Genomic DNA, 22,432 nt, shown 5'->3' with positions numbered 1-22,432 from the left:
ACTCTCCATAAAAGAAATTTGATTAGCTCAAATTGTTTTGCTGGCATCAATTTTGATGTCCAAAATTTTGTTTCGTTCACTAACGAAGTTAGCTACTAAAAACTATATTGATTACGTTTTGCTTGTTCAGTTTTCAAGGTTCATTTCGTTACCAGTTATTTTCAGTAACTTTTATATAATAACATTTTCGATTTTCTTTGTCAACAACTTTTTGAAATACTTTATTTCCTTAAGAAGTGACAACTTTTAAATCTTACCACTATGTAATGTTGGTGTCAACACTTTTTTTGTGATGTTATTAATAGTTTGTAATACTTAATGTTGCGTCGTCTTAGCGACAAGTAATAATTTAACACGATTCTTTAATCTCTGCAAGTGTTTTTCTACAAAAATATCATTTTATAAAAAAAACGTCATTAGTAAGCTATTAATAGCTTATTCTAGCTACAATGTTTTTGCATTTATTGTTCCTCTAAAACATTAATTTTACTATACCTCTGTTTTTGTAATTTCACAATAAAATAAGGAGACCCTTTTTATAAAGGATCTCCTTATATAAGATATTATTTTGTAGTGTGGCGCATTGTTGGGAATAATAATACGTCACGAATTGATGGAGAGTTTGTAAGAAGCATGATTAAACGGTCGATACCTATACCTAAACCACCTGTTGGCGGCATACCGAATTCTAAAGCTTCAATAAAGTCATTATCCATTTCGTGTGCTTCGTCATTACCAGCTTCTTTTTCAGCTAATTGCGCCTCAAAGCGTTCGCGTTGATCGATTGGGTCATTTAGTTCTGTAAAGGCATTTGCATGCTCACGTCGCACGATAAACAACTCAAAACGATCTGTAAAACGCTCGTCCTCTGGATTTTTCTTCGCTAAAGGAGAAATTTCTACTGGGTGACCGAACACGAATGTTGGTTGTACAAGAGTTTCTTCTACTTTTTGCTCGAAAAATTCGTTAATAATATGGCCGACTTCATGCGCAGCCTTTACTTCTACTCCATGCTCTTGAGCAAGTGCCTGAGCTTGTTCTTTCGTCATCGGTTGCCAGAAATCTACACCTGTAGCTTCTTTAACAGCATCTACCATGTGAACACGTCTCCAACCAACTGCTAGGTTAATCTCATCTTCACCGTATTGAACTAACGTTGTGCCAAGTACTTCTTGTGCTACATGTGCAATTAAGTTTTCTGTTAATGACATAATATCTTTGTAGTCCGCGTAAGCTTCGTACAGCTCAATCATTGTGAACTCTGGATTATGACGAGTTGAGATACCTTCGTTACGGAATACACGACCGATTTCATAGACTTTTTCTAGTCCACCAACGATTAAACGTTTTAAGTGCAACTCGATAGCGATACGCATATATAGTTCCATATCAAGTGCGTTGTGGTGAGTAATGAATGGACGAGCCGCTGCACCACCAGCAATAGTATGAAGCATTGGTGTTTCCACCTCTAAATAACCTGCGTTATCTAAATAGTTACGAATAGCACGGATAATTTTAGAACGTGTAATAAATGTATTTTTGCTATCTTCATTTGTCATTAAATCTAAATAACGTTGACGGTAACGTTGTTCTACATCTTGTAAGCCATGGAATTTTTCAGGCATAGGACGTAGCGCTTTTGTTAGGAATGTAAATCCTTCAGCTTTTACTGAAAGTTCTCCCACTTGCGTACGGAATACGTTACCACGTACACCAACGATATCGCCTAAGTCAGCTTGTTTAAATAAGTTATAAGCATCTTCACCAACATGGTCCTGGCGAACGTAGATTTGAATTTGGCCACCTAAATCTTGAATATGTGCAAATCCAGCTTTCCCTTTACCGCGCTTTGTCATAATACGACCTGCGATAATAACTTCTTGTAAGTTTTCTTCTAGCTGTTCTTTTGTTTGATCTGCGAATTGTTCACGCACTTCTGTAGATAAATGTGTACGTTCAAATCGACTACCAAATGGATCTTGTCCGTTCTCTTGAATAGCAGTCATCTTTTGACGTCTCACCAAAAGCTGATCATTTAACTCTTCTATGTTTGACACTTGTTTCACTCCTTATTAAATTGTCCGCGTTTACGTCCATAATATTTCTATTGTACACAATTTTAAAGCTGTATTCATCTGTTTCGGTTTAATTTCCAAAAGAGTTAAAATTATTAATAATTCCAAAAATTAAAGTGAGCATAAAAAGTTTTATTCCTTATACACTAGTTTGTTCTATATCTTTCTTTCCATGAATCACATAAAAAAGAGGCATCTCAAAATAAAATTGAGACGCCTCTTTTCACTTTATACGATTAATTCTTTCTGCTCTGGCACAAAAATTCCAGACTCAAGCTCTTCATATTCTTGCACAATCCCATTTAGTATAGCACGTAGCTCTACTGCTGTTTCCGTTTGGTTAATGGCACTACGAGCTTTACCATTACCGCGAATACCTTTTAAATACCATGATGCGTGTTTACGCATTTCGCGCACAGCCACACTCTCGCCTTTTAGTTGCAATAGACGTTCAAAGTGCAGTAAACATACATCCATTTTTTCACGAACCCCAGGCTCGTCTTTTAACTCACCTGTTTCAAGATATTGAACGGTACGATAAATCATCCACGGATTACCTAATGCCGCACGTCCTATCATAACCGCATCCACACCCGTTGTATCAAGCATACGTTTTGCATCTTGCGGTGTTTCAACGTCGCCATTGCCAAGCACAGGAATATTTACATTTTCCTTTACTTGACGAATAATATCCCAATTCGCTTTACCTTCATACATTTGCACACGGGTACGACCATGAACCGCTACCGCTGAAGCGCCAGCACGTTCTACAGCTTGTGCGTTTTCTATAGCAAAGACATGTTCATCATCCCAGCCGATACGCATTTTTACGCTGACTGGCTTTTTCACAGCATCTACAACTGCTGCTACCATTTCGTAAATTTTATTTGGATCTAAAAGTAAACGAGCGCCTGCTTCACACTTAATAATTTTATTAACTGGACAGCCCATATTAATATCAATAATGTCAGCAGTTGTGTTTTCGTCTACATACTTCGCCGCTTCTACTAATGTCGTTTTATCTCCACCAAAAATTTGTAATGAAAGGGGGTTTTCTCGTTCATCGATATACAGCATACCTAACGTTTTTTCGTTTTTATTAACGATCCCTTTATCACTAATCATTTCGGCATATACAAGCCCTGCTCCGAATTCTTTTACTGTTAATCGGAAAGCAGAGTTACAAATCCCAGCCATTGGTGCTAAGACGACACGGTTGTCCATGACAATATCGCCAATTTGAAACGGCTTCTCAGTTGTCTGACTCAACGTCGATTTCCTCCTTCTACGGGCTTTTACCCTACATTCCTAAAGATCTATTGTTAATGCTTAGACAGTTATTGTTAAGTTAACCACAAATAATAAGGCATCACCCACTTATGCTCGCTACTTCATAGACGGCATAAATCTCGTATCTGATGATTCCTTCCATAGCATTATGCCTTCCTCTTGGCAATTTAACTGTTTCAGCGTTTCATGCGCTCGTTGTAATTGCTCTCCTACTGGTGTAGGCGTAATTTCTATTAGTGGCACTAATACGAAAGCTCGTTCATACATTCTTGGATGTGGCACAAGCAAACTCTCTGTTTCAATATTTTCGTGATTGTAGAGCAAAATGTCAAGGTCAATGATTCGAGGTCCCCATCGAAACTCTCTAACACGACCTAGCTCATTCTCTACTGACTGACAAACCTTTAGCATTTCCGAAGAAGAGTAGCTAGTTCTAATATAAACCGCAATATTTAAAAAATCCGCTTGGTCAGTGTAACCTACAGCCGCTGTTTCATATATAGAAGATATACGAACAACCTCTACCCCTTCTTCTCCTATCAAAAGTTCGATAGCATGCTGAAGGTTTTCATAGCGTTCACCAATATTTGTTCCAATTGATAGATATACATCATTCATTAGAAATCACCTCTAATAAGCTCAACTGAAACTTCTTTATAATAACCATGTATTGGAGGATCTGGTTTGATGAGCTCAACTCGAACACCTTTCACCTTGTCAGGATAAGCAGAAAGTATACTGTTTGCAATTTTCGATACAAGTGCTTCAATTAACTTAAATGGTTCACCTTCAACAATGTCACGACATAGCTCATACACTTCCGCATAATTTACAGTGTACTTTAAATCATCTGTTTCTCCCGCCTCGGTCATATCAACTGCAAGCGAAACATTGGCACGAAAGCGTTGACCCAGTGTTGTTTCTGCCGCTAAAACACCGTGGTAACCATAAAACTGCATGTCCTTTAAATGAATATAGTCCATTATGCTTCCTCCTCATATACACGTTTGCCGACTAACACATCTGTCATCTGCGAAGCACGTGCCATTTCCTTCACATCATGCACACGAATCATATGGCAACCTTTTTCAATACCGTAAACAACGGTTGCAGTCGTACCTTCTATTCGTTCTTCTACAGGAAGCTGTAATACATTGCCGATCATCGATTTACGTGAAGTTGCTAATAACACCGGATAACCCATGTCCACTAAATCAGCAAGATGCTGCATCATTGCAATATTATTGGGTGTTGTTTTAGCAAACCCAATACCTGGATCTAAAATAATATGCGTGTCCGGCACACCCGCCTTTTTCGCAATTGCGATACTTTCTTCAAGATCAGCCTTTGCTGTTTTCCAAAAATCAGTTCCGTAGTCCATATTTTCACGATTATGCATTAAAATTATAGGTACATTTAGTTCTGCAGCAACCTGTGCAATTGCAGGTTCTGACTTTGCACCCCAAATATCGTTAATAATGTGCGCACCCGCTTCAATTGCGGCACGCGCTACGTTCGCTTTATAAGTATCAACTGAAATAATCGCTGGCACTTCTGCTATTAGTGCCTGAATTACTGGTACAATGCGAGCAATTTCATCTTCATCAGAAATGCGCTCATAGCCAGGGCGTGTCGATTCTCCGCCTACATCAATAATTTTCGCACCATCAGCGACCATTTTTTTAGCTTGTTCTACTGCCGCCTCGACGTTATTGTATTTCCCTCCGTCTGAAAAAGAATCCGGAGTGACATTTAAAATACCCATTACGTATGTTTCGCTTGTATAGTCTAATGTAATCCCGTTAATCGTTAACGGTGTTATATATTTTTCTAGCATTTTGACGCTCCTTCTATTCTTGTTCCACTTCTTTGACAAACGCTTCATGTAAACGCAAATAAATAGGTCCTTTATTACCTAACAACTGTATATCTTCTATTCTGCAAATGGGAACAAGCTCTTGCACAGAGTTTGTAATAAAACATTCGCTACCTTGTTCCACATCATTTTTAGTAAAAAGACCTTCTTGTACTTCAATTCCAAGTGATTGTGCGCGCTCAATTACCCACGCTCGTATAATCCCTGGCAAAATACCAGCTTCTAATGAAGGCGTATATAGTATATCATCTTTCATCCAGAAAATATTTGATGTGACACCTTCAGCAACATAACCTTCTTCTGTTAAAAAGAAACCTTCCTGTACGGCTAATGAAGGCATTTCAAATCTTCCTAAAACGTTATTGCCATAATGATGTGACTTTACACGATAGACTCCTTCAGGCGTATTGCGTCTTGTCTCTAGCCATTGTGCTGTTTTTTCTTGCCCACGAGGTGCATCAAGTAATTCCTTACGAAAGACAATAACATTTGGTTGCGTATACTCCCTCGGCTGTAACCCAATACCATGCTCACCAGCAGAGACATTTACACGAAAATAACCATCTGTTCCATCCGCCGAAGCATTTAGTTGTTCAAAAACAGCAAGCAAATTCTGCTTTGTATATGGCATGTGAATATGGAATTGCGATAGTGCCGCTTGTAATCTTTCCATATGCGCATCCCAAAATAGCACTTTTCCATTGTAAGTACGAAATGTCTCAAAAAAACCTAACCCATATAAAAAGCCGTGGTCAAATGGTGAGATTCGTAATTCATCCGCCGCTACGTAGTTTCCATTAATCCAGCACTGCATTTTACTTCGCTCCTTGTACGTACAATTCGATAAAATGACGCAGCAGCTTTTTCCCCTGTTCCGTCATAATAGATTCCGGATGATATTGCACACCTTCAATTGGATAGTCTTTATGGCGAATACCCATAATTTCTCCTTCTTCAGTCCATGCAGTTACGTCAAAGCATTCTGGTAATGACTCTTTCTCCACAATAAGGGAATGATAACGTGTTGCTTTAAACGGATTTGGCATACCTGCATGTAGACCTATTTCCGCATGTAAAACGGGAGACGTTTTACCATGCATTAAACGCTCAGCACGAATTACATTACCACCAAATACTTGAGCAATTGCTTGATGTCCGAGACAAACACCTAAAATAGGAATATTTCCCGCGAAATATCGAATGATGTTTAAACTTTCACCAGCTTCGTTCGGACTACAAGGTCCTGGTGAAATAACAATCATATCTGGCGCAAGTTTTTCAATATCTTCAACTGTTAACGAATCATTTCTTTTCACTATTAACTCATGTCCAAATTCTCCAAAATACTGCACAAGATTATATGTAAAAGAATCATAGTTATCAATCATTAAAATCATTTTGCTCGCTCCTCTGCCATTGCCTTAGCCTGCCACATTGCTTTTGCTTTATTTAAAGACTCTTGGTATTCTCTTTCTGGAACAGAATCTATAACAATACCTGCACCAGCTTGTATATGAGCCATTCCGTCTTTTACAAATGCTGTTCGAATAACAATATTCAATTCCATATCCCCTGTATAGCCTAGCCAGCCAATGGAACCTGTGTATAATCCTCGACGTACTGGTTCCAGTTCTTCAATAATTTCCATCGTACGAATTTTAGGTGCCCCCGTAATCGTACCGCCTGGGAACATTGCTCGCACAACATCTGCATTTGTCTTTCCGTCAGCTATTTCACCACGTACATTTGACACAATATGCATGACATGTGAATAGCGTTCAATCACCATAAACTCGTCTACTTCAACAGTACCGTATGCTGAAACTCTCCCTAAATCATTACGCTCTAAATCTACAAGCATTACATGCTCAGCTCGTTCTTTCTCGTTATCAATTAATTCTTTCGCCAATGCAATGTCTTCCTCTTCTGACTTTCCTCTCGGACGCGTACCTGCTATTGGTCGTGTTGATAACTCATTACCTTGGCGCTTCACTAACAACTCAGGAGATCCCGACACAACAGCAAACTCAGGCGCTTCAATATATGCCATATATGGTGACGGATTAAACGCACGTAATGCCTCATAAACATCCATTGCAGTAGCATTTAACTTTTTAGATTGACGCACCGATAAATTCACCTGAAACACGTCACCCTGTGCTATATACGTTTGGATTTTTTCCACTGCATCTTCAAAATCTGTTCCTGCGAATGACACAAGTAATTCACTTTCATCATTCACCACTTCAACAGCACTTGTCTTTTCAAATTTCCGTAAATGTAAACCTTCCTGTGCCGCAAATTGCCAAGCTTGTGCGCGCTCCTCTAAATCTACATCACTGTCTGCTAACTTCATAAGCGTCACTTCATTTGTCGTGACATCATGTACCGCCCAACAGTCAAATAAATAAAAATAAATATCTGGCACCATTAAATCATCCGATGCCACTATAGGCAGCTCTTCAATTTTTCGAGCGTAATCGTAAGACACAAAGCCAATTGCACCACCCTGAAAAACTGGTAGCTCATGGTCATAAGTTAATTGATAGGTAGCTACTAATTGTTCTAGTAAATCAAGCGGCTCGCCTGTTAACATTTCACTGTTCCCATTTCTCCACTTCACTAGCAGACCACCTTCAATTGATTGGGCTGTTGCTAAAGGTTGCCAAGCAGCAATCGAATAATGCCCCCCACGTCCACTCTCTAAAAAAACATGGGCTTGTTCATGTTCTGTTTGCTTCTTATAGCTATAAAAAAACGCATCTGCGTCCATCTTCATCGTTTTGGTTGATAATGTATTCACGTCGCTATTCCCCTTTGAATCATATGATGTGATTCCATCTTAACTAGAAAAATGAAAAGATGCGAATTTTTTTTGCTAACAAAAAATAACTATAAACACCCCACTAATTACAACCGATTGCAAGCACAATGCAAATACCATTTAGTAACAACCGCACCGTTTCTTTCACAAAAACGCAAAAATAAAAAGACTCCTATAATAGGTGTCCCTTTAGAGTATAGACAAACTGTTAATTTCGGTTTCATGCACTCCCTTTCAGCAGGTACGTCTCCAACTATTTTTGGTGGCGCCTGCCGCAAATATTGATTTTCCTGCTGGAGTGTCACACATCCCACAAAACGCAGCGTGCTAAAAATTTCGAGCTGAGTATAAACCTACTTCTTCTGTCTAAAGTAGTTTTCGCAAAAGGACAAACATTTAAGATAAGTCATTTATTTTCACGCGTCGTCACCGCCGTTCCAAAAAAAGTAGGCAAACTCAATAAATTGAGTTTGCCTACTTTTTGCAAGACTCATAGGTGAGCCTTTTTATATTCAAATTAGTCTTCGAATTGATATAAAGGTGTAGATAGGTAACGCTCACCGTTTGAAGGTACAATTGCAAGAACATTTGAGCCTTTACCTAAACGTTTTGCAGTTTCGATAGCTGCATAAATCGCCGCTCCTGAAGAAATACCGCATAGAATACCTTCTTCACGCGCAACTTTACGAGCTACATCAAACGCAATTTCATTTTCCACAGGGAATACTGATGAATAAACATCTGTATCTAATACTGCAGGCACAAATCCAGCACCAATACCTTGGATTTTATGTGGACCTGGTTGGCCTCCTGAAAGTACTGGAGAGTCTTTCGGCTCAACAGCAATAATTTCGATTTCTGGATATTTCTCTTTTAATACGCTACCAGCACCTGTAATCGTACCACCTGTACCAACGCCCGCAATAAATGCATCCAATTTTAAGCCATCAAATGCTTCTACGATTTCTGGACCTGTAGTTAAACGGTGTACAACCGCGTTAGCTGGGTTTGTGAATTGTTGTGGTAAAAAGTATCCGTGTTCTGCAGATAATTCTTCTGCCTTTGCAATAGCACCTTTCATACCTGCTGGTCCAGGTGTTAACACTAAATCGGCACCGTATGCACGCAATAGGTTACGGCGCTCTAAACTCATTGTTTCTGGCATTACTAAGATTGCTTTATATCCTTTAGCTGCAGCGATCATTGCTAATCCAATCCCTGTATTACCTGAAGTAGGTTCAATAATAGTGCCACCTGGTTTTAACGTACCGTCTTGTTCAGCAGCTTCGATCATTGCTAACGCTAAACGGTCTTTTACAGAGCTTCCCGGGTTAAAATACTCTAATTTAACATAAACAGTACCTTCGTTCTCACCTGTTGCATGATTTAATTTCACGATTGGTGTTTTACCAACTAATTCAGCTACCGAGTTTGCTAATCTACTCATTTATTAATCCACTCCTAATCCCTACTATTTTTATAGGTTTTACTTATTTTGTATTTTATCAATTTTTTAGTTGAATTGTCAATCAATAAAACTTATATTTTCAGAATATTTATTAGAAGCCAGAAAGTACGATACTCCCTGGCTTCCATTTATCATTTCTTTGCCTCACCATAGTACCAAGTTGCCTTAAACTCCGACCAAAATGCTTCTGGTGTTATAGATTGTTGCAATTGCTCCAACGCAAGCTCTCGTTCGATATGTTCTTTCACATCGTCATATGTAAAGGATTGACCTTCTATTACTTCTTGAACTTGCACAATTCCGTAATGTCCGTTATCTAGCTTAAATGCCTTACTAACCTCATTAGCTGATAAAGCTTTCGCTGCCTTCAAAATAGCTGGATCAATATTGCCCTGCTTTTCAGTTAGGAAACCGATATCTCCACCTAAGCTAGCTGATGCGCTATCAATTGAAATTTCGCGTGCAAGCACAGAAAAATCAGAGCCATTTTTCAGTTCACTTAACGCTTCGTCAGCTGCTTTCTTTGAATCCACCTCAATGAAATTCGTACGATAGCTTGTTTCAGTATTGTATAACGCTTTGTTTTCTTCATAGTATTTTTTTATACTATCTTCTTTAATAACTACATCTTTAGTCAGTACTTTATCTAAAATAAGACCTGAGCGAATTTTCTGTTTTAGCTGCTCAGCTGATAAATTTTGCAATGCTGTATCGAATTTATCTTGAGCTGAACGCATTAACGCAAGCTCTAAATCAATTTCTTTTTCAGACACTTTTATTTTATATTTATCTGCTGCCTTTTCCATCACTGATTCATTCACTAAATTTTGGAGTGTCTCTTTACCATAGCGTTCTTCCATAGCAATCATCCACTCTTGGCGTGTTATGACATCGCCATCAACGGCAGCGACTTGTTCGTCGCTACCGATTTCCTGACCGTTATTTGGAATTAACCAAGCAATGAACCATAAAAGATTTCCTAATAATAATATGGTAAAAATTATTAAAGCCGGTTTTGTTTTTAAACGGCGTTGCAATAAAGGCGTTTGGTTTGATGTTGAAGATGGTTGTGGTCTACGATTACGCGTTGAGCTCATCAATAAACCCTTCTAATTCTTCTTTTGAGAAATGGTATGTTTCTAAGCAGAAGTGACATTGTGCTTCTGCCTCGCCATCTTCATCGATCATTTCTTGAATTTCCTGTGAACCTAAGCCTAAAATTGCTGCTCCAAATCGCTCTTTTGAACATTGACATTTAAATTCAACCGGCATTGAATCTAAAATTTGGACTTTTCCTTCTCCTAGTACAGCCTCTAAAATTTGCTCTGGTGTAAAACCTTTTTCAATCATTTTTGATACAGGTTCAATTGTTGCTAAATGCTGTTCGATTGCATCAATCGTTTCTTCTTCACAGCCTGGCATAAGCTGAAGAATAAAGCCACCCGCTGCAAGAATTGAATTATCCGGATTTACTAATACGCCTAGTCCTACAGATGAAGGCACCTGCTCAGATGTAGCAAAATAGTAAGTAAAGTCTTCTGCAATTTCGCCAGATACAATAGGTGTTTGTCCAGAGAACATATCACGTAAGCCGAGATCTTTTACAATCGTTAACGCACCTTCTGTCCCAACACCAGCTCGTACATCTAATTTGCCTTGTTCGTTCAAGTCAAAATGCACGTGAGGATTTGTCACAAAACCGCGCACTTCACCACGTGCGTTACTGTCAATCACCATAGGACCGATTGGACCATTGCCCTCGACTTTAATTGTGATTTTCTCTTCACCTTTTAACATAGCACCCATCATTACACCAGCCGTCATTGAACGACCAAGAGCTGCCGACACAACAGGCCAAGTATTATGACGACGTTGTGCTTCCCCTACTGTTGCAGTTGTACATGCTGCAAAAACACGCACCTGCCCATTGAATCCTAACCCGCGAACTAAATAATCTTTCATAAATGAAAAGTCCCTCTTTTCTTATTGGTTACGTTTATATAATTTATATAAACCTTTTAATGTTAAAAATGGATCAACTACATCTATAGCTTGCGTCTCTCCAGCAATTAAATTTGCTAATCCACCTGTTGCAATAACAAGCGGCTCTTCCTTACTTTGTGCTTTCATGCGATTAACAATGCCCTCAACTTGCCCAACAAAACCATAAAAAATGCCCGCCTGCATCGCAGAAACGGTAGTTTTTCCAACAATATGTGTAGGACGCAGTATTTCAATACGCGGTAACCTAGCTGCCTGCGTATAAAGTGCCTCAGTTGAAATCGAAATTCCTGGTGCAATAGCGCCACCCATGTAATCGCCTTTTTCATTCAAATAACAATATGTTGTCGCTGTACCAAAATCCACAATAATTAACGGCGCTTTATAAGCATCTAGTGCTGCTATAGCGTTTACAATACGATCCGAACCAACCTCGCGAGGATTTTCATATTTAATATTTAATCCTGTTTTTACACCTGGTCCAACTACTAGTGGTTTTTTACGAAAATACTTTTGACACATCGATTCTAATGAAAACATAATTGGTGGTACAACCGAGGATATAATAATGCCAGTAATTTGTTCAAATGAAATGCCTGCATGATTAAAAAAAGCAAGTACTTGCATCGCATATTCGTCTTCTGTTTTACGAAGATCTGTTACCATTCGCCAATGGAAAGCTAGCTGGTCATTGGTATCATAGACTCCCAATACTATATTTGAATTTCCTGCATCCAAAACTAAAATCATGGACGATGCCTCCATATCAAATTCACCTTTATGCCATGTGCTAATTTGCATTTAACATTAGTGCAAATCCACTTCCATGACTAGTCGCTCCTACTTTATTTTAAGAAGGCGCTTCAATGAACGCCAAATAAAGTTTGAACACTTTAGAAAATGATACCACACTTTTAAGTCAATGAAACAGCATTCCTACTTACGATAAAAGGAGCTACTCTACATTTTAGAAGGTAGCTCCTTAATCATTATTTAAAATTAAATTTTTCAGGATCAGGACCACAACGTAGACCGTCGTTCATTGCATCTAACTGTGCCATTTCCTCATCTGTTAAAGCAAAATCAAAAACATGTAAGTTCTCTGTCATACGTGCTGGTGTCATTGTTTTTGGAATTGTTACAACATCATGCTGAACATCATATCGCAAAACAATTTGCGCTGGTGTTTTACTATATTTACTTGCTAACTGTTGAATCAACTCTTCCTCTAACAATGAACCATTCATTAAAGGTGACCACGCTTCTACTTGAATACCGTGTTCTTTACAGTAGTGACGCACTTCTTCTTGCGTTAAATGAGGGTGGAATTCAATCTGATTGATGACTGGAATAACCGTAGTTTCTTTTAATAAAAGTTCTAAATGATGCACATGGAAATTACTTACACCTATCGAACGAACACGGCCGTCCTGATAAATTTTTTCAAGTGCTTTATATGCCTCAATATAGTTCGTATCTAAGCCTGGCCAATGAATTAAATATAAATCTAAATAATCTAAGCCTAGTTTTTCTAAACTACTATCATATGCGGCAAGTGTCTCTTCATAAGAAAGTCCATCATTCCAAACTTTAGAAGTTACAAAAAGTTCATCGCGCGAAACGAGTCCTTCATCAATTGCTGCGCGAATTCCTCGCCCAACACTTTCTTCATTACGGTACACTTGCGCAGTATCTATACTACGGTAACCTTTTGCGATAGCAGTTTTAACAGCCTCAGCCAAATCATCTCCATCTGGCACACGGAAGACACCATAGCCTACTAAAGGCATTTCTAGACCATTGTTCAATGTTACATTTCCCATGTTCAACACTCCAATCCATTATGCAGATGCATAATATACTATTTATATCCTAATGCTTCATACTAAAAAAAGGCAAAGAAAAAGACTGCTTATGAAAATTCATAAGCAGTCTTTTACGTGATTACTCACGTTTTTCGTCGATTCCTTTTGGAGAATCAGTTTGATCCAAACCTTCTTTTGGTAAATCCGCTGTTGTTGGAGTTGGCGCATCACTTAGCAATTCTTTTTCAAGAACAGGTTTTCCGACTTTTTCTAATGACGGTTGTGCTTCAGCTTTTGGCGCTTCGTCTTCAGCGTTTTCCACCGCTTCCGGTTCTGGCAGGACACCATGATCACGTAAATGCTCAATTTCTTGCGCATTTAATGTTTCTTTTTCCATTAATGTTGTCGCAATTAAATCAAGTAACTGACGGTTTTCTGTCAGAATACGTTTAGTACGTTCATATTGCGTATCGATAATTTTTTGCATTTCTTTATCGATTTCATAAGCAACTGAATCAGAGTAGTTTTGATCTGAATTGAAGTCACGACCAAGGAATACATTCCCACCTTGACTTGACCCAAACTGCATTGCTCCAAGATTTTCACTCATACCATATTCAGTAACCATAGCGCGCGCAATACTTGTTACCTTTTGGAAGTCATTATGAGCTCCTGTAGATACTTCACCTAGCACAATTTCCTCCGCCACACGACCACCAAGCAGTCCTGCAATACGGTCTAAAAGCTCTTGTTTCGTAGTGAAGAAACGCTCTTCCTTCGGTAACATAATTGCATAACCACCCGCTTGACCGCGTGGTACAATCGTTACTTTATGAACTGTATCCGCTTCATCAAGTTCTAGACCAACTACAACGTGACCAGCCTCATGGAAGGATACAAGTTTTTTCTCTTTTGCTGAGTAAACGCGGCTAGCTTTTGCTGGACCTGCGATTACACGGTCAGATGCCTCATCGATATCTGCCATATTAATCGAACGTTTACTTTTACGAGCAGCTACAAGAGCGGCTTCGTTTAATAAGTTTTCTAAATCGGCACCAGAGAATCCCGGTGTACGTTGTGCTACAGCTGCTAAATCCACTGAATCAGAAAGTGGTTTATTGCGTGCATGCACTTTTAGAATTGCTTCACGACCTTTTACATCAGGATGTCCTACTGTAATTTGACGGTCAAAACGACCTGGACGTAATAACGCTTTATCTAAAATATCTGGACGGTTTGTTGCAGCGATAATAATAATACCTTCGTTCGCACCGAAGCCATCCATTTCAACTAGTAATTGGTTCAATGTTTGCTCACGTTCATCGTGTCCACCACCAAGACCGGCGCCACGTTGACGACCAACAGCATCAATTTCATCAATGAAAATGATACATGGAGCATTTTTCTTTGCATTTTCAAATAAATCACGCACACGCGAAGCACCTACGCCGACAAACATTTCTACGAAGTCAGAACCTGAAATCGAGAAGAATGGAACGCCAGCTTCACCAGCTACTGCACGAGCAAGTAATGTTTTACCTGTACCCGGAGGACCTACAAGTAAGATACCTTTTGGAATACGAGCACCAATTTCAGTGAATTTGCGGTGATCTTTTAAGAAATCTACAACCTCTACAAGCTCCGCTTTCTCTTCATCTGCACCCGCTACATCAGTAAAACGAACTTTTTTCTTTTGGTCATCATAAAGCTTAGCTTTACTTTTACCAAAGCTCATTACTTTATTGCCGCCACCTTGAGATTGACTCATTAGGAAGAAGAATAAGAAGATGATAATGATGAATGGAATAATACCTGTAAAGAACTGTACCCATCCACTCGTTTCTGGTGCTTTCAAGAAATCTATATTGCTATTCTTATCCTTAGCAGCTGCATCGATTCGATCCATCAATGATTGGTTATCACGGGGAAGGTTAACTGTAAAACTTTCGCCTTTTTCATAACCTTTCATGGAACCTTCAACAATATATACTGATTTATCAGGTTGAATTTTTGCTTCTGTAATTTCATTCTTATCAAGAGCTTCTAAAAACTCTGGGTAAGTAATTTCATTCGTCGGTGATTTACCACCGTTGAAAGTACCAAATATACCAATGATCACTAGGAAAATCAGTAAATAGAATATGGTATATCGAAATATTCGATTCATCTCCAGCCTCCTCATTACAAACAGAAAAATTATAAGTAAAATCTTAACATATCATGATTTCATCATACAACGAAAAGCCTTACTTAAAAAAAGTTTCGTTCGAATTTTGTCGAAATCTAAACATATTTATTCCTACTAATTAAAATCCCAGCCTATTTGCACCCGGTGATTCCTTTTTGGCACAGCTTTTGTGTGCCCGTAATTGAATTGTATCTTAACAACACAACACCTATGTCAGCCGCTGGAGGCATTAACTTGTACCCACTCGTAAAATTGAGTGGATATTTAAGCATTAAAACGAATAAACTTCCGGTTTTAAAATACCGATGTATGGTAAGTTGCGGTATTTTTCCGCGTAGTCTAAACCATAACCAACTACAAAGCCATCTGGAACTTTGAAGCCAACATAGTCAGCAGCAAGATTTACTTTTCGTCCTGACGGTTTGTCTAAAAGAGTAACAATTTTGATTGATTTTGCTTTACGATACTTAAATAGATCTACTAAGTAGCTAAGCGTTAATCCGCTATCGATGATGTCCTCGATAATTAATACGTCACGCCCTTCAACACTTGTATTTAAATCCTTTAAAATCTTTACTTCGCCAGATGAAACAGTGGCATTACCATAGCTAGAAACATCCATAAAATCTAGCTCAATAAAAGAATCGAAACGTTTCATCAAGTCTGTCATAAATGGCATCGCACCTTTAAGTACGCCAACAGCTAACGGGAATGAATCTTTATATTCCTCTGTTAATTGGGCACCTAGCACAGCGATTCTTTCTTGCAGTTGTTCTTCAGTAATCATAATTTTTTCGATGTCATTTTGTAACATATCGATTCCTCCTCGTGTTGTTTCAAAAATTTTCAACCTGTATGTAGGTGAAATATTTTACAAAGACCATTAGTCTACGATGAGCACTGTATCATCGCTTGGCTGCGGGGTAGTTGAAAAGTAAATACCCATACGCACACCAATTACCGCTACGACCTCGTCAGATTGAGAAATCAGTAACGGCCAGCTATTTCGCTCATTTAAAGGAATCTTTTCATCTATAAAAAGGCGAGATAAACGTTTGGGCTTATCCATTCCTTTTAACAGCATTCGGTCTCCTTCCTTACGTGCCCTAATATAGAGTGGAAGTGTAAGTTTATTAGCGTTAAAGTAAAAAAGTTGTGCAGAGTCCGTAAGCAATTCAGGTGCTAATTCAGATAGCCGAACGACAGATAGATGAACACCATTTGTCAACATCGTCCCTCCATTAGCAGTCAAAACAAATCCATTTTCAGGATAAATTTCACTTTCTAATGTTTCGCTTTTCTGAATCGTCAATTTGCCATAACGGCGAACTGCTATAAAACCTTCTGGCAAGTGAATTTCAGCATACCCAGATGTTGTTTCACAAAGCTTTGAAAGCGAAGTTAAGATAGCATAACTTTGTATCGTATTTGAATCTTTGTAAAGATAGTTTAATAGTATTAAAATGAGCCTCCTTTGTAAAGCAGGTGCTACCATTTCAAACGTTTCTATCTCCATACTATACATATTTCCATTGTATAATTTTACTGTTTTTGAAAATATGTCTTGCGCAAGTGTCATTAAGTACGCATCATCCTCTTGTAAATGCTTTGTAAAACGACTCGTCTGCTCAGCTACCCGTGGGTTTTCCGCTTCCAATAGTGGTACTACGTGGTGTCTAAAGCGATTTCTTACGTAGGAATCTTTCGTATTGCTCGCGTCTTCACGATAATTCAAGCCTTGCTTCTGTAAATATTCCCTTATTTCGGACTTTGTAACCGTTAAAAACGGACGAATTAATGATTTTCCTTCAAAAAAACGCTGTGAGCGAATACCTTGCATACTATTCATCGTGGCATTTTTCGTCAGGGCCATTAATACTGACTCCAGTTGGTCGTCCGCATGATGTGCAGTTACAAGCTTGGTTGCCTTCGTTGTATGTATGATCTCTCCAAAATAACGATAACGTTCTCTACGACAAATCAGCTGTGAGTTGCCATTTTCTGACGCTATAATTTCTGGAATTGGAATCGCTGTTGAATGCAAGACAATACCATATTTATCACAATATTTTTGCACAAAAGCTCGATCCTCAGCTGATGCCTCACCTCTTAACATATGATCGACATGCACTGCCTCGATTTCAATCCCCCATTGTTCTTTTGTTTTAACAAAGTAATGGAGTAATGCCATTGAATCTACACCACCCGAAACGGCGATGAGAAGATGATCGTCTTGCTGTAGTAATTGCTCTTCATCAATAAATTGTTTAACTTTTAATTCAAATGACAAACGCTTCTCCTCCCCTTTTCGTTTTCTGTTATGACGATTTACTCATGGAATATTGAACCGGTTTAAATACCGCCCATGTTGGTACGACGTGGGTAACTTCTAACATCAACACTGTACAGTCATCTTCTATTTCATAATACGTCTGGAAGGACTGCATAATGGTTGTTAATTTATCTTGGATTGTTTTATTTGTGCTTGCTACCTGTTGTGCGAACGCTAAAAATGCTTCTTCCTGTTCATCCCAATCGGCAACACTTGAAAACAGACCATCTGAATGCATAAGAATGACGTCGCCTGCCTTAAGCTTTCTTTTTTCAGCCTCAACCGCTGAAATCGACAAAAAGCCAACTGGCGCTGCGTTACTTTCTACTTTCAACACCTCTTTACCTCGTAAAATATAGGTGGACATTCCCCCCGCCTTCCACGACCATAAATCACCATGTTGTAAATCCACTAGAGCAAAATCAAGTGTTGCATACATATCATCTTGTTGTTTAAGTGACATCACATAATGCAATGTATGCATAGCAGTCTCGGGATTCATATTAAAATTCAAACATTCCCGCATTAAATGAATCAATTTTCTACTCTCATGCTGTGCTTCTTTACTCTGACCCATACCATCGGACAATAATATTGCAAATAGCCCTGGATGCAGTTGAAACAGCGCATGGGAGTCACCAGAGTAGAGTGTTGCATCTTTTGACATGCTATATATATCATACTCTACTTCAAAGCTAATAGCTGACCTAAAGCTTACTTGTATGTGACGAAATGGTACATCACATTCAACTACTTTTTCAATTTCAAATGGTTCATCAAAAATATCGTATAAAATTGGTAAAATCATACGTTCAGCCAATGTCGTATCCTCTTCCCAATCGACACGTGCAGGTGCTAATGCACACACTATTTTTCGCGCTCCTGCCTTATTGCTCAGCACATCAAGTTGAAAACATTCTATATGGGCATCCTTCAATCGTTGCACAATATCCTTCTCCACACTAACGAATGAGATCGTTTCTTCTTTCATCTCAGCGATGAGCTGATTAAGGTGATTACTCATATCACGTAGCTGTAGTGCGATCATTTTTTTACCATGGAAATACTGGCCATTAATACGCTCTCTATAAAGTTCAGTATCTAACTCCTCGAATATTTTCGTTGATTTAACACATTTATAACGTATTTGTTCTTCCACTCGGTGAATAGCTGATTCCTTCCCTACCCCTTTCATATGAAACCAATCCGTCATAAGCTTGTCCATGCCATTATTTTGTGCCCCCCAGCACCGATCATGGCGAAAACAGCTTAAACATGTATTCATAGGGGCTACTTCCTCTTTCACCGCTACAGGGGCTGTCATAAAGCGTTCAAAGACTAGCTCTTTCATGAAATGAACAAAGTGTTGAAAGTGCTCTAGCTTAAATGTAACATGCTCTGTCAACCAATGCTGCCTTGCTAATAGCACTTCTTCCCGTTTTGGAAAAAGCTTATTCCGTACTTTATCTGAATAGCTTTTAGGAATAACTAAAAAAATAATACTGCCTATAGCAATTGAAGTGAAATACACGCTATCTAAAGGCAATGTTGCATCATAAAATAAAAAAAACACACTTGGCAAAATACTACCGATTGCCACACCAAATCTTCCTGCACGTGCTCCCATACCTGCACAAAGACCTGTTAAAGTAGCTACTGATAGCATCCCTGTAAACGATAGCTTGGCCACCCCGATAAGAGTTCCGAGTATCGCTCCTATAACTGTCGCTAGTGGCACACTTCCTACAAATGCACCAAAACAAATTAGTAGCTGCAATAAAAAAATTGGCAATGAAAAATAGCTAATGACGACCGCTTGCATTCCTGTTAGCATAGCTGCAAATACAACTAGTGCTGAGCCAAGCCGTTCATATGTCCAATTGCTTGTAAACCACTCATATGAGTTGACGAAAAGCACTTGCATAAATAACGTCATAATAAGTGCTAATGCTACCTCACACCCTACATAAAATTGCACAAGCACCGGCGGAAGACCCTGGTACATGATGCCCTGCCACAATACTTGCACGCTTAGTACAGCAAGAGAAACGGCAATGCTTTGAGGGAGTCGCCAATATCGGAAACGCATTATACACTCGTACATGCCTATTTGTAATGCTAGAATGAGGACTTGTCCAAAACCTAGGAAATAGCAGCCTATTAAACCGCCAAATAATACGAATTTCGCATACTCTTTATACTTACTGCGAATTATCGCCCAAAAAGGTACAGAGAAAGGTACAGCTGCTTCAAACACAACAGATTGAGCTAAAAAGAAGGATGTTAAAAAAAATAGGGAACCTATAAATAATTGCCTTTTTCTCGCCCCCGATTTTTGGTCGTCTACATTCGCTGTTTCATACCATTCAACACTAGTCATTTCATAATCCCCTTTCTACACTTTTTCGTTATTATAAGAAATTATGTGTGGAAAGATTGTCTGACGATGGCAAAAAAAAATATAAACATTTCGACGAATACATATGCATAAATACGATAAATGTCAGTAACTACTAAAAAAATGGGTAGCTGTACTTGTTTGCAGTAATTATTTTTCGCAATATTCCACTATTAACTGTATTTATGGTACTAATGTCAATTTTCGCGTTCAAATTATTCATTTCTTTGTCTTTTCATTAAGCTAATACACGTTTTTTCAACTTTATTAGATTTTTATTAAACTTTTTTTATAAAGATATTGACACTTTGTTTAATGGATTGTATTATTTAACTTGTCCTTTAAAAAGACATGCGGAAGTAGTTCAGTGGTAGAACACCACCTTGCCAAGGTGGGGGTCGCGAGTTCGAACCTCGTCTTCCGCTCCAATAATATTTTGGCGGCCTAGCTCAGCTGGCTAGAGCGTACGGTTCATACCCGTAAGGTCGGGGGTTCGATCCCCTCGGCCGCCACCATAATTGGCCCCTTGGTCAAGCGGTTAAGACACCGCCCTTTCACGGCGGTAACACGGGTTCGAATCCCGTAGGGGTCATACATAAAAAAACGTCTCAGATGTACATCTGAGACGTTTTTTTATTGTTTCGGACATAGTAATAAGTATCGTTAGCATTTTAGTATGCTTACCTTCTCAAAATATGGCATACTTATTATAAAATGCACATGTTACTAGGAGGTTCACTGTTTTTGGGTTCATTAACTAAAGCTGCTTTAACATGCGGGAGTGGCTCAATGATCATTCTCGTATCAATACTTATCAACTTACCCTTTGCCATTCAAATTTTCTTACTTCTTGCAGGTCTCATCATAAGCGTATATGGTGTGTACTTACTCGTAAAAATGGTGACTAATCCTGTAGAGAAGACACCTGAAACAACATCGGAGCAGCCTGTGTCAGCTCCAAAGAAGAAAAAAGGACCGACTTCAACTTTATAGGTACGCCCTATCCAAAATCGTACTTCACCACGTAATTTCAACTACATGAAATTACGTTTTTTAATTCCAGTAATACTAACTGCCCTTTAGATACTGTATCGAATTTGTGCTTACAAACAAAAAAGATTAGCCTTTGTTATAAACAAAAGCTAATCCCCGTTCTATTTAATACACTTTTTCTACGATTAAAACAGTCAGCAAACTACCCTCTTCTAGCCCCGCGACCACCACGTTTTGACTCTGTAGCACGTTTTAATGTTGCTAGACGTTCATCACTATCTTTTAAGAAACGTGCCATTTTTTGCTCAAAGTTTTCCTTCGGCTGATGGCGTTCGTTACGATCATTAGAACGATTGTCACGACGCGGACGTTGAGGACGCTCTGGTCTCTCAACTTGAGGCTTTGCTTTACGGATTGAAAGACCAATCTTTCCATCCGCTTCAACATTCATCACTTTTACTTCAACTTCATCTCCAACTTTTAGATGCTCATTGATATCTTTTACATAATTGTCAGCAACTTCACTGATGTGTACTAAGCCTGTTTTGCCGTCTGGCAGCTCAACGAATGCTCCAAAATTTGTGATTCCTGTTACTTTACCTTGTACCTTGCTGCCTACTTCAATTGACATAAAAAAAATGCTCCTCCTTAAAAATTAAGCGACTCTTTTGAGCCATGTAATCAATTTAATCAAACTTTTTACTTCAATAAGTTTCTCTTTTCATTATATATAACTAAAAAAGTGTGTCAACAATACATAGCTTTTCAGTCGTCTTTTTTATCTTCCTTATCAGGAATAATGAAAATAATTTCACCTTCTTCTGATAGGAAGTACTCTTTGCGTAAAAGCTTTGCAATATACTCATCATCTTCTAATTGTTTAATCTTAAGATTTAACGAATCCTGCTCATCTTTTACCTTTACCAAATGCTGAGTTGCCTCTTGTTTTTTCTTTTCTTTTTCAGCTAGCGTCTCAGATTGATGGACTAGAATATTTATGAGGAAGGCGATAATGACGACTGGCACAATCGCAAAAAAAACAATACGGCGCATTTTTCGTTTACGCGATTGCACTTTACGATTCATAGCTTTATCCGTGTTACGGACATAGTCATTATCAAGCTTTGTGTAGTTTTGTTGTTCATCTTTTGATGAATGACGTTTAGTCATGCCCGCACCTCC

20 protein-coding genes and 3 tRNA genes are annotated in these 22,432 nt (G+C 38.6%); 4 read left to right on the top strand and 19 right to left on the bottom strand.

Annotated elements, in window-relative coordinates:
* Positions 1–563: 563 nt before the first annotated feature.
* The 17 genes from lysS to ACIP9G_RS22390 all read right to left on the bottom strand — a co-directional run bounded on the left by lysS (position 564) and on the right by ACIP9G_RS22390 (position 20,239).
* Entirely contained in the window at positions 564–2,066 is a 1,503-nt protein-coding gene (gene lysS, locus ACIP9G_RS22470) for a lysine--tRNA ligase (protein WP_340821416.1), read from the bottom strand.
* A gap of 237 nt (positions 2,067–2,303) precedes the next feature.
* Positions 2,304–3,344, bottom strand: coding sequence for a tRNA dihydrouridine synthase DusB (dusB, locus tag ACIP9G_RS22465; protein WP_401022437.1), 1,041 nt, complete (start codon positions 3,342–3,344; stop codon positions 2,304–2,306).
* Positions 3,345–3,461: 117 nt separating this feature from the next.
* Positions 3,462–3,983 (bottom strand): 2-amino-4-hydroxy-6-hydroxymethyldihydropteridine diphosphokinase, encoded by a 522-nt coding sequence (gene folK, locus ACIP9G_RS22460; protein WP_340821418.1) that lies wholly within the window; start codon positions 3,981–3,983, stop codon positions 3,462–3,464.
* Entirely contained in the window at positions 3,983–4,348 is a 366-nt protein-coding gene (gene folB / locus ACIP9G_RS22455; RefSeq protein WP_340821420.1) for a dihydroneopterin aldolase, read from the bottom strand. The genes folK and folB overlap by 1 nt, the downstream gene beginning before the upstream one ends.
* On the bottom strand, positions 4,348–5,202 hold the full coding sequence (gene folP, locus ACIP9G_RS22450) for a dihydropteroate synthase (protein WP_401022433.1): 855 nt from the start codon (positions 5,200–5,202) through the stop codon (positions 4,348–4,350). The genes folB and folP overlap by 1 nt, the downstream gene beginning before the upstream one ends.
* A 13-nt stretch (positions 5,203–5,215) precedes the next feature.
* The gene (gene pabC, locus ACIP9G_RS22445) at positions 5,216–6,055 is read right to left on the bottom strand and encodes an aminodeoxychorismate lyase (RefSeq protein WP_340821423.1); all 840 of its coding nucleotides are present in this window, start codon (positions 6,053–6,055) and stop codon (positions 5,216–5,218) included.
* Between the two features lies 1 nt (position 6,056).
* Positions 6,057–6,638 (bottom strand): aminodeoxychorismate/anthranilate synthase component II, encoded by a 582-nt coding sequence (gene pabA, locus ACIP9G_RS22440; protein WP_401022431.1) that lies wholly within the window; start codon positions 6,636–6,638, stop codon positions 6,057–6,059.
* Complete coding sequence (locus tag ACIP9G_RS22435) at positions 6,635–8,044, bottom strand: anthranilate synthase component I family protein (protein ID WP_401022428.1); 1,410 nt, start codon at positions 8,042–8,044, stop codon at positions 6,635–6,637. The genes pabA and ACIP9G_RS22435 overlap by 4 nt, the downstream gene beginning before the upstream one ends.
* 538 nt (positions 8,045–8,582) lie before the next feature.
* A complete protein-coding gene (gene cysK, locus ACIP9G_RS22430) occupies positions 8,583–9,512 on the bottom strand; it encodes a cysteine synthase A (RefSeq protein ID WP_337980132.1) in 930 nt (309 codons plus the stop codon).
* 152 nt (positions 9,513–9,664) lie between these two features.
* A complete protein-coding gene (locus ACIP9G_RS22425) occupies positions 9,665–10,630 on the bottom strand; it encodes a peptidyl-prolyl cis-trans isomerase (RefSeq protein WP_340821425.1) in 966 nt (321 codons plus the stop codon).
* Positions 10,614–11,495, bottom strand: coding sequence for an Hsp33 family molecular chaperone HslO (gene hslO / locus ACIP9G_RS22420; RefSeq protein WP_401022425.1), 882 nt, complete (start codon positions 11,493–11,495; stop codon positions 10,614–10,616). Before hslO ends, ACIP9G_RS22425 begins: the two co-directional genes overlap by 17 nt.
* Before the next feature lie 21 nt (positions 11,496–11,516).
* Complete coding sequence (locus ACIP9G_RS22415) at positions 11,517–12,284, bottom strand: type III pantothenate kinase (RefSeq protein ID WP_340821428.1); 768 nt, start codon at positions 12,282–12,284, stop codon at positions 11,517–11,519.
* Between the two features lie 239 nt (positions 12,285–12,523).
* A complete protein-coding gene (locus tag ACIP9G_RS22410) occupies positions 12,524–13,357 on the bottom strand; it encodes an aldo/keto reductase (RefSeq protein WP_401022423.1) in 834 nt (277 codons plus the stop codon).
* Positions 13,358–13,478: 121 nt separating this feature from the next.
* Positions 13,479–15,506, bottom strand: coding sequence for an ATP-dependent zinc metalloprotease FtsH (gene ftsH / locus ACIP9G_RS22405; protein WP_340821431.1), 2,028 nt, complete (start codon positions 15,504–15,506; stop codon positions 13,479–13,481).
* 292 nt (positions 15,507–15,798) lie between these two features.
* Positions 15,799–16,341 (bottom strand): hypoxanthine phosphoribosyltransferase, encoded by a 543-nt coding sequence (gene hpt, locus ACIP9G_RS22400; protein WP_228134267.1) that lies wholly within the window; start codon positions 16,339–16,341, stop codon positions 15,799–15,801.
* Positions 16,342–16,410: 69 nt separating this feature from the next.
* The gene (tilS, locus tag ACIP9G_RS22395; RefSeq protein WP_401022419.1) at positions 16,411–17,817 is read right to left on the bottom strand and encodes a tRNA lysidine(34) synthetase TilS; all 1,407 of its coding nucleotides are present in this window, start codon (positions 17,815–17,817) and stop codon (positions 16,411–16,413) included.
* Positions 17,818–17,845: 28 nt separating this feature from the next.
* Entirely contained in the window at positions 17,846–20,239 is a 2,394-nt protein-coding gene (locus ACIP9G_RS22390; protein ID WP_340821434.1) for a SpoIIE family protein phosphatase, read from the bottom strand.
* Between the two features lie 371 nt (positions 20,240–20,610).
* Between ACIP9G_RS22390 and ACIP9G_RS22385 the strand changes: the two genes are divergently transcribed.
* From ACIP9G_RS22385 to ACIP9G_RS22370, 4 genes are all read left to right on the top strand, one after another.
* A tRNA-Gly gene (locus ACIP9G_RS22385) sits at positions 20,611–20,685 on the top strand.
* A 10-nt stretch (positions 20,686–20,695) separates the two neighbouring features.
* Positions 20,696–20,772: transfer RNA gene (locus ACIP9G_RS22380), tRNA-Met, on the top strand.
* A 5-nt stretch (positions 20,773–20,777) separates the two neighbouring features.
* Positions 20,778–20,849, top strand: a tRNA-Glu gene (locus tag ACIP9G_RS22375).
* A gap of 152 nt (positions 20,850–21,001) precedes the next feature.
* Positions 21,002–21,250 carry a hypothetical protein gene (locus ACIP9G_RS22370; RefSeq protein ID WP_340821435.1) on the top strand — a complete coding sequence of 83 codons (249 nt, stop codon included), beginning with the start codon at positions 21,002–21,004 and terminating at the stop codon, positions 21,248–21,250.
* Between the two features lie 202 nt (positions 21,251–21,452).
* On the opposite strand, the gene ACIP9G_RS22365 is transcribed toward ACIP9G_RS22370, so the two are convergent.
* Both ACIP9G_RS22365 and ACIP9G_RS22360 read right to left on the bottom strand, forming a co-directional pair.
* The gene (locus ACIP9G_RS22365; protein WP_219363866.1) at positions 21,453–21,881 is read right to left on the bottom strand and encodes a S1 domain-containing RNA-binding protein; all 429 of its coding nucleotides are present in this window, start codon (positions 21,879–21,881) and stop codon (positions 21,453–21,455) included.
* Positions 21,882–22,015: 134 nt separating this feature from the next.
* The gene (locus tag ACIP9G_RS22360; protein ID WP_340821438.1) at positions 22,016–22,420 is read right to left on the bottom strand and encodes an FtsB family cell division protein; all 405 of its coding nucleotides are present in this window, start codon (positions 22,418–22,420) and stop codon (positions 22,016–22,018) included.
* Positions 22,421–22,432: the final 12 nt, after the last annotated feature.

The sequence above is a fragment of the Lysinibacillus sp. NPDC093197 genome (assembly GCF_044754025.1).
GTDB lineage: Bacteria > Bacillota > Bacilli > Bacillales_A > Planococcaceae > Lysinibacillus.
This window is presented reverse-complemented; position numbering and strand designations above follow the sequence as displayed.

What these genes read in the sequence shown, in the direction of transcription:
- ftsH (WP_340821431.1), bottom strand. Translation starts at nt 15,506, where the DNA reads ATGAATCGAATATTTCGATATACCATATTCTATTTACTGATTTTCCTA.
- ACIP9G_RS22365 (WP_219363866.1), bottom strand. Translation starts at nt 21,881, where the DNA reads ATGTCAATTGAAGTAGGCAGCAAGGTACAAGGTAAAGTAACAGGAATC.
- hpt (WP_228134267.1), bottom strand. Translation starts at nt 16,341, where the DNA reads ATGTTACAAAATGACATCGAAAAAATTATGATTACTGAAGAACAACTG.
- ACIP9G_RS22360 (WP_340821438.1), bottom strand. Translation starts at nt 22,420, where the DNA reads ATGACTAAACGTCATTCATCAAAAGATGAACAACAAAACTACACAAAG.
- ACIP9G_RS22415 (WP_340821428.1), bottom strand. Translation starts at nt 12,284, where the DNA reads ATGATTTTAGTTTTGGATGCAGGAAATTCAAATATAGTATTGGGAGTC.
- ACIP9G_RS22390 (WP_340821434.1), bottom strand. Translation starts at nt 20,239, where the DNA reads ATGACTAGTGTTGAATGGTATGAAACAGCGAATGTAGACGACCAAAAA.
- folP (WP_401022433.1), bottom strand. Translation starts at nt 5,202, where the DNA reads ATGCTAGAAAAATATATAACACCGTTAACGATTAACGGGATTACATTA.
- pabA (WP_401022431.1), bottom strand. Translation starts at nt 6,638, where the DNA reads ATGATTTTAATGATTGATAACTATGATTCTTTTACATATAATCTTGTG.
- hslO (WP_401022425.1), bottom strand. Translation starts at nt 11,495, where the DNA reads ATGAAAGATTATTTAGTTCGCGGGTTAGGATTCAATGGGCAGGTGCGT.
- pabC (WP_340821423.1), bottom strand. Translation starts at nt 6,055, where the DNA reads ATGCAGTGCTGGATTAATGGAAACTACGTAGCGGCGGATGAATTACGA.
- cysK (WP_337980132.1), bottom strand. Translation starts at nt 9,512, where the DNA reads ATGAGTAGATTAGCAAACTCGGTAGCTGAATTAGTTGGTAAAACACCA.
- folK (WP_340821418.1), bottom strand. Translation starts at nt 3,983, where the DNA reads ATGAATGATGTATATCTATCAATTGGAACAAATATTGGTGAACGCTAT.
- folB (WP_340821420.1), bottom strand. Translation starts at nt 4,348, where the DNA reads ATGGACTATATTCATTTAAAGGACATGCAGTTTTATGGTTACCACGGT.
- ACIP9G_RS22425 (WP_340821425.1), bottom strand. Translation starts at nt 10,630, where the DNA reads ATGAGCTCAACGCGTAATCGTAGACCACAACCATCTTCAACATCAAAC.
- ACIP9G_RS22410 (WP_401022423.1), bottom strand. Translation starts at nt 13,357, where the DNA reads ATGGGAAATGTAACATTGAACAATGGTCTAGAAATGCCTTTAGTAGGC.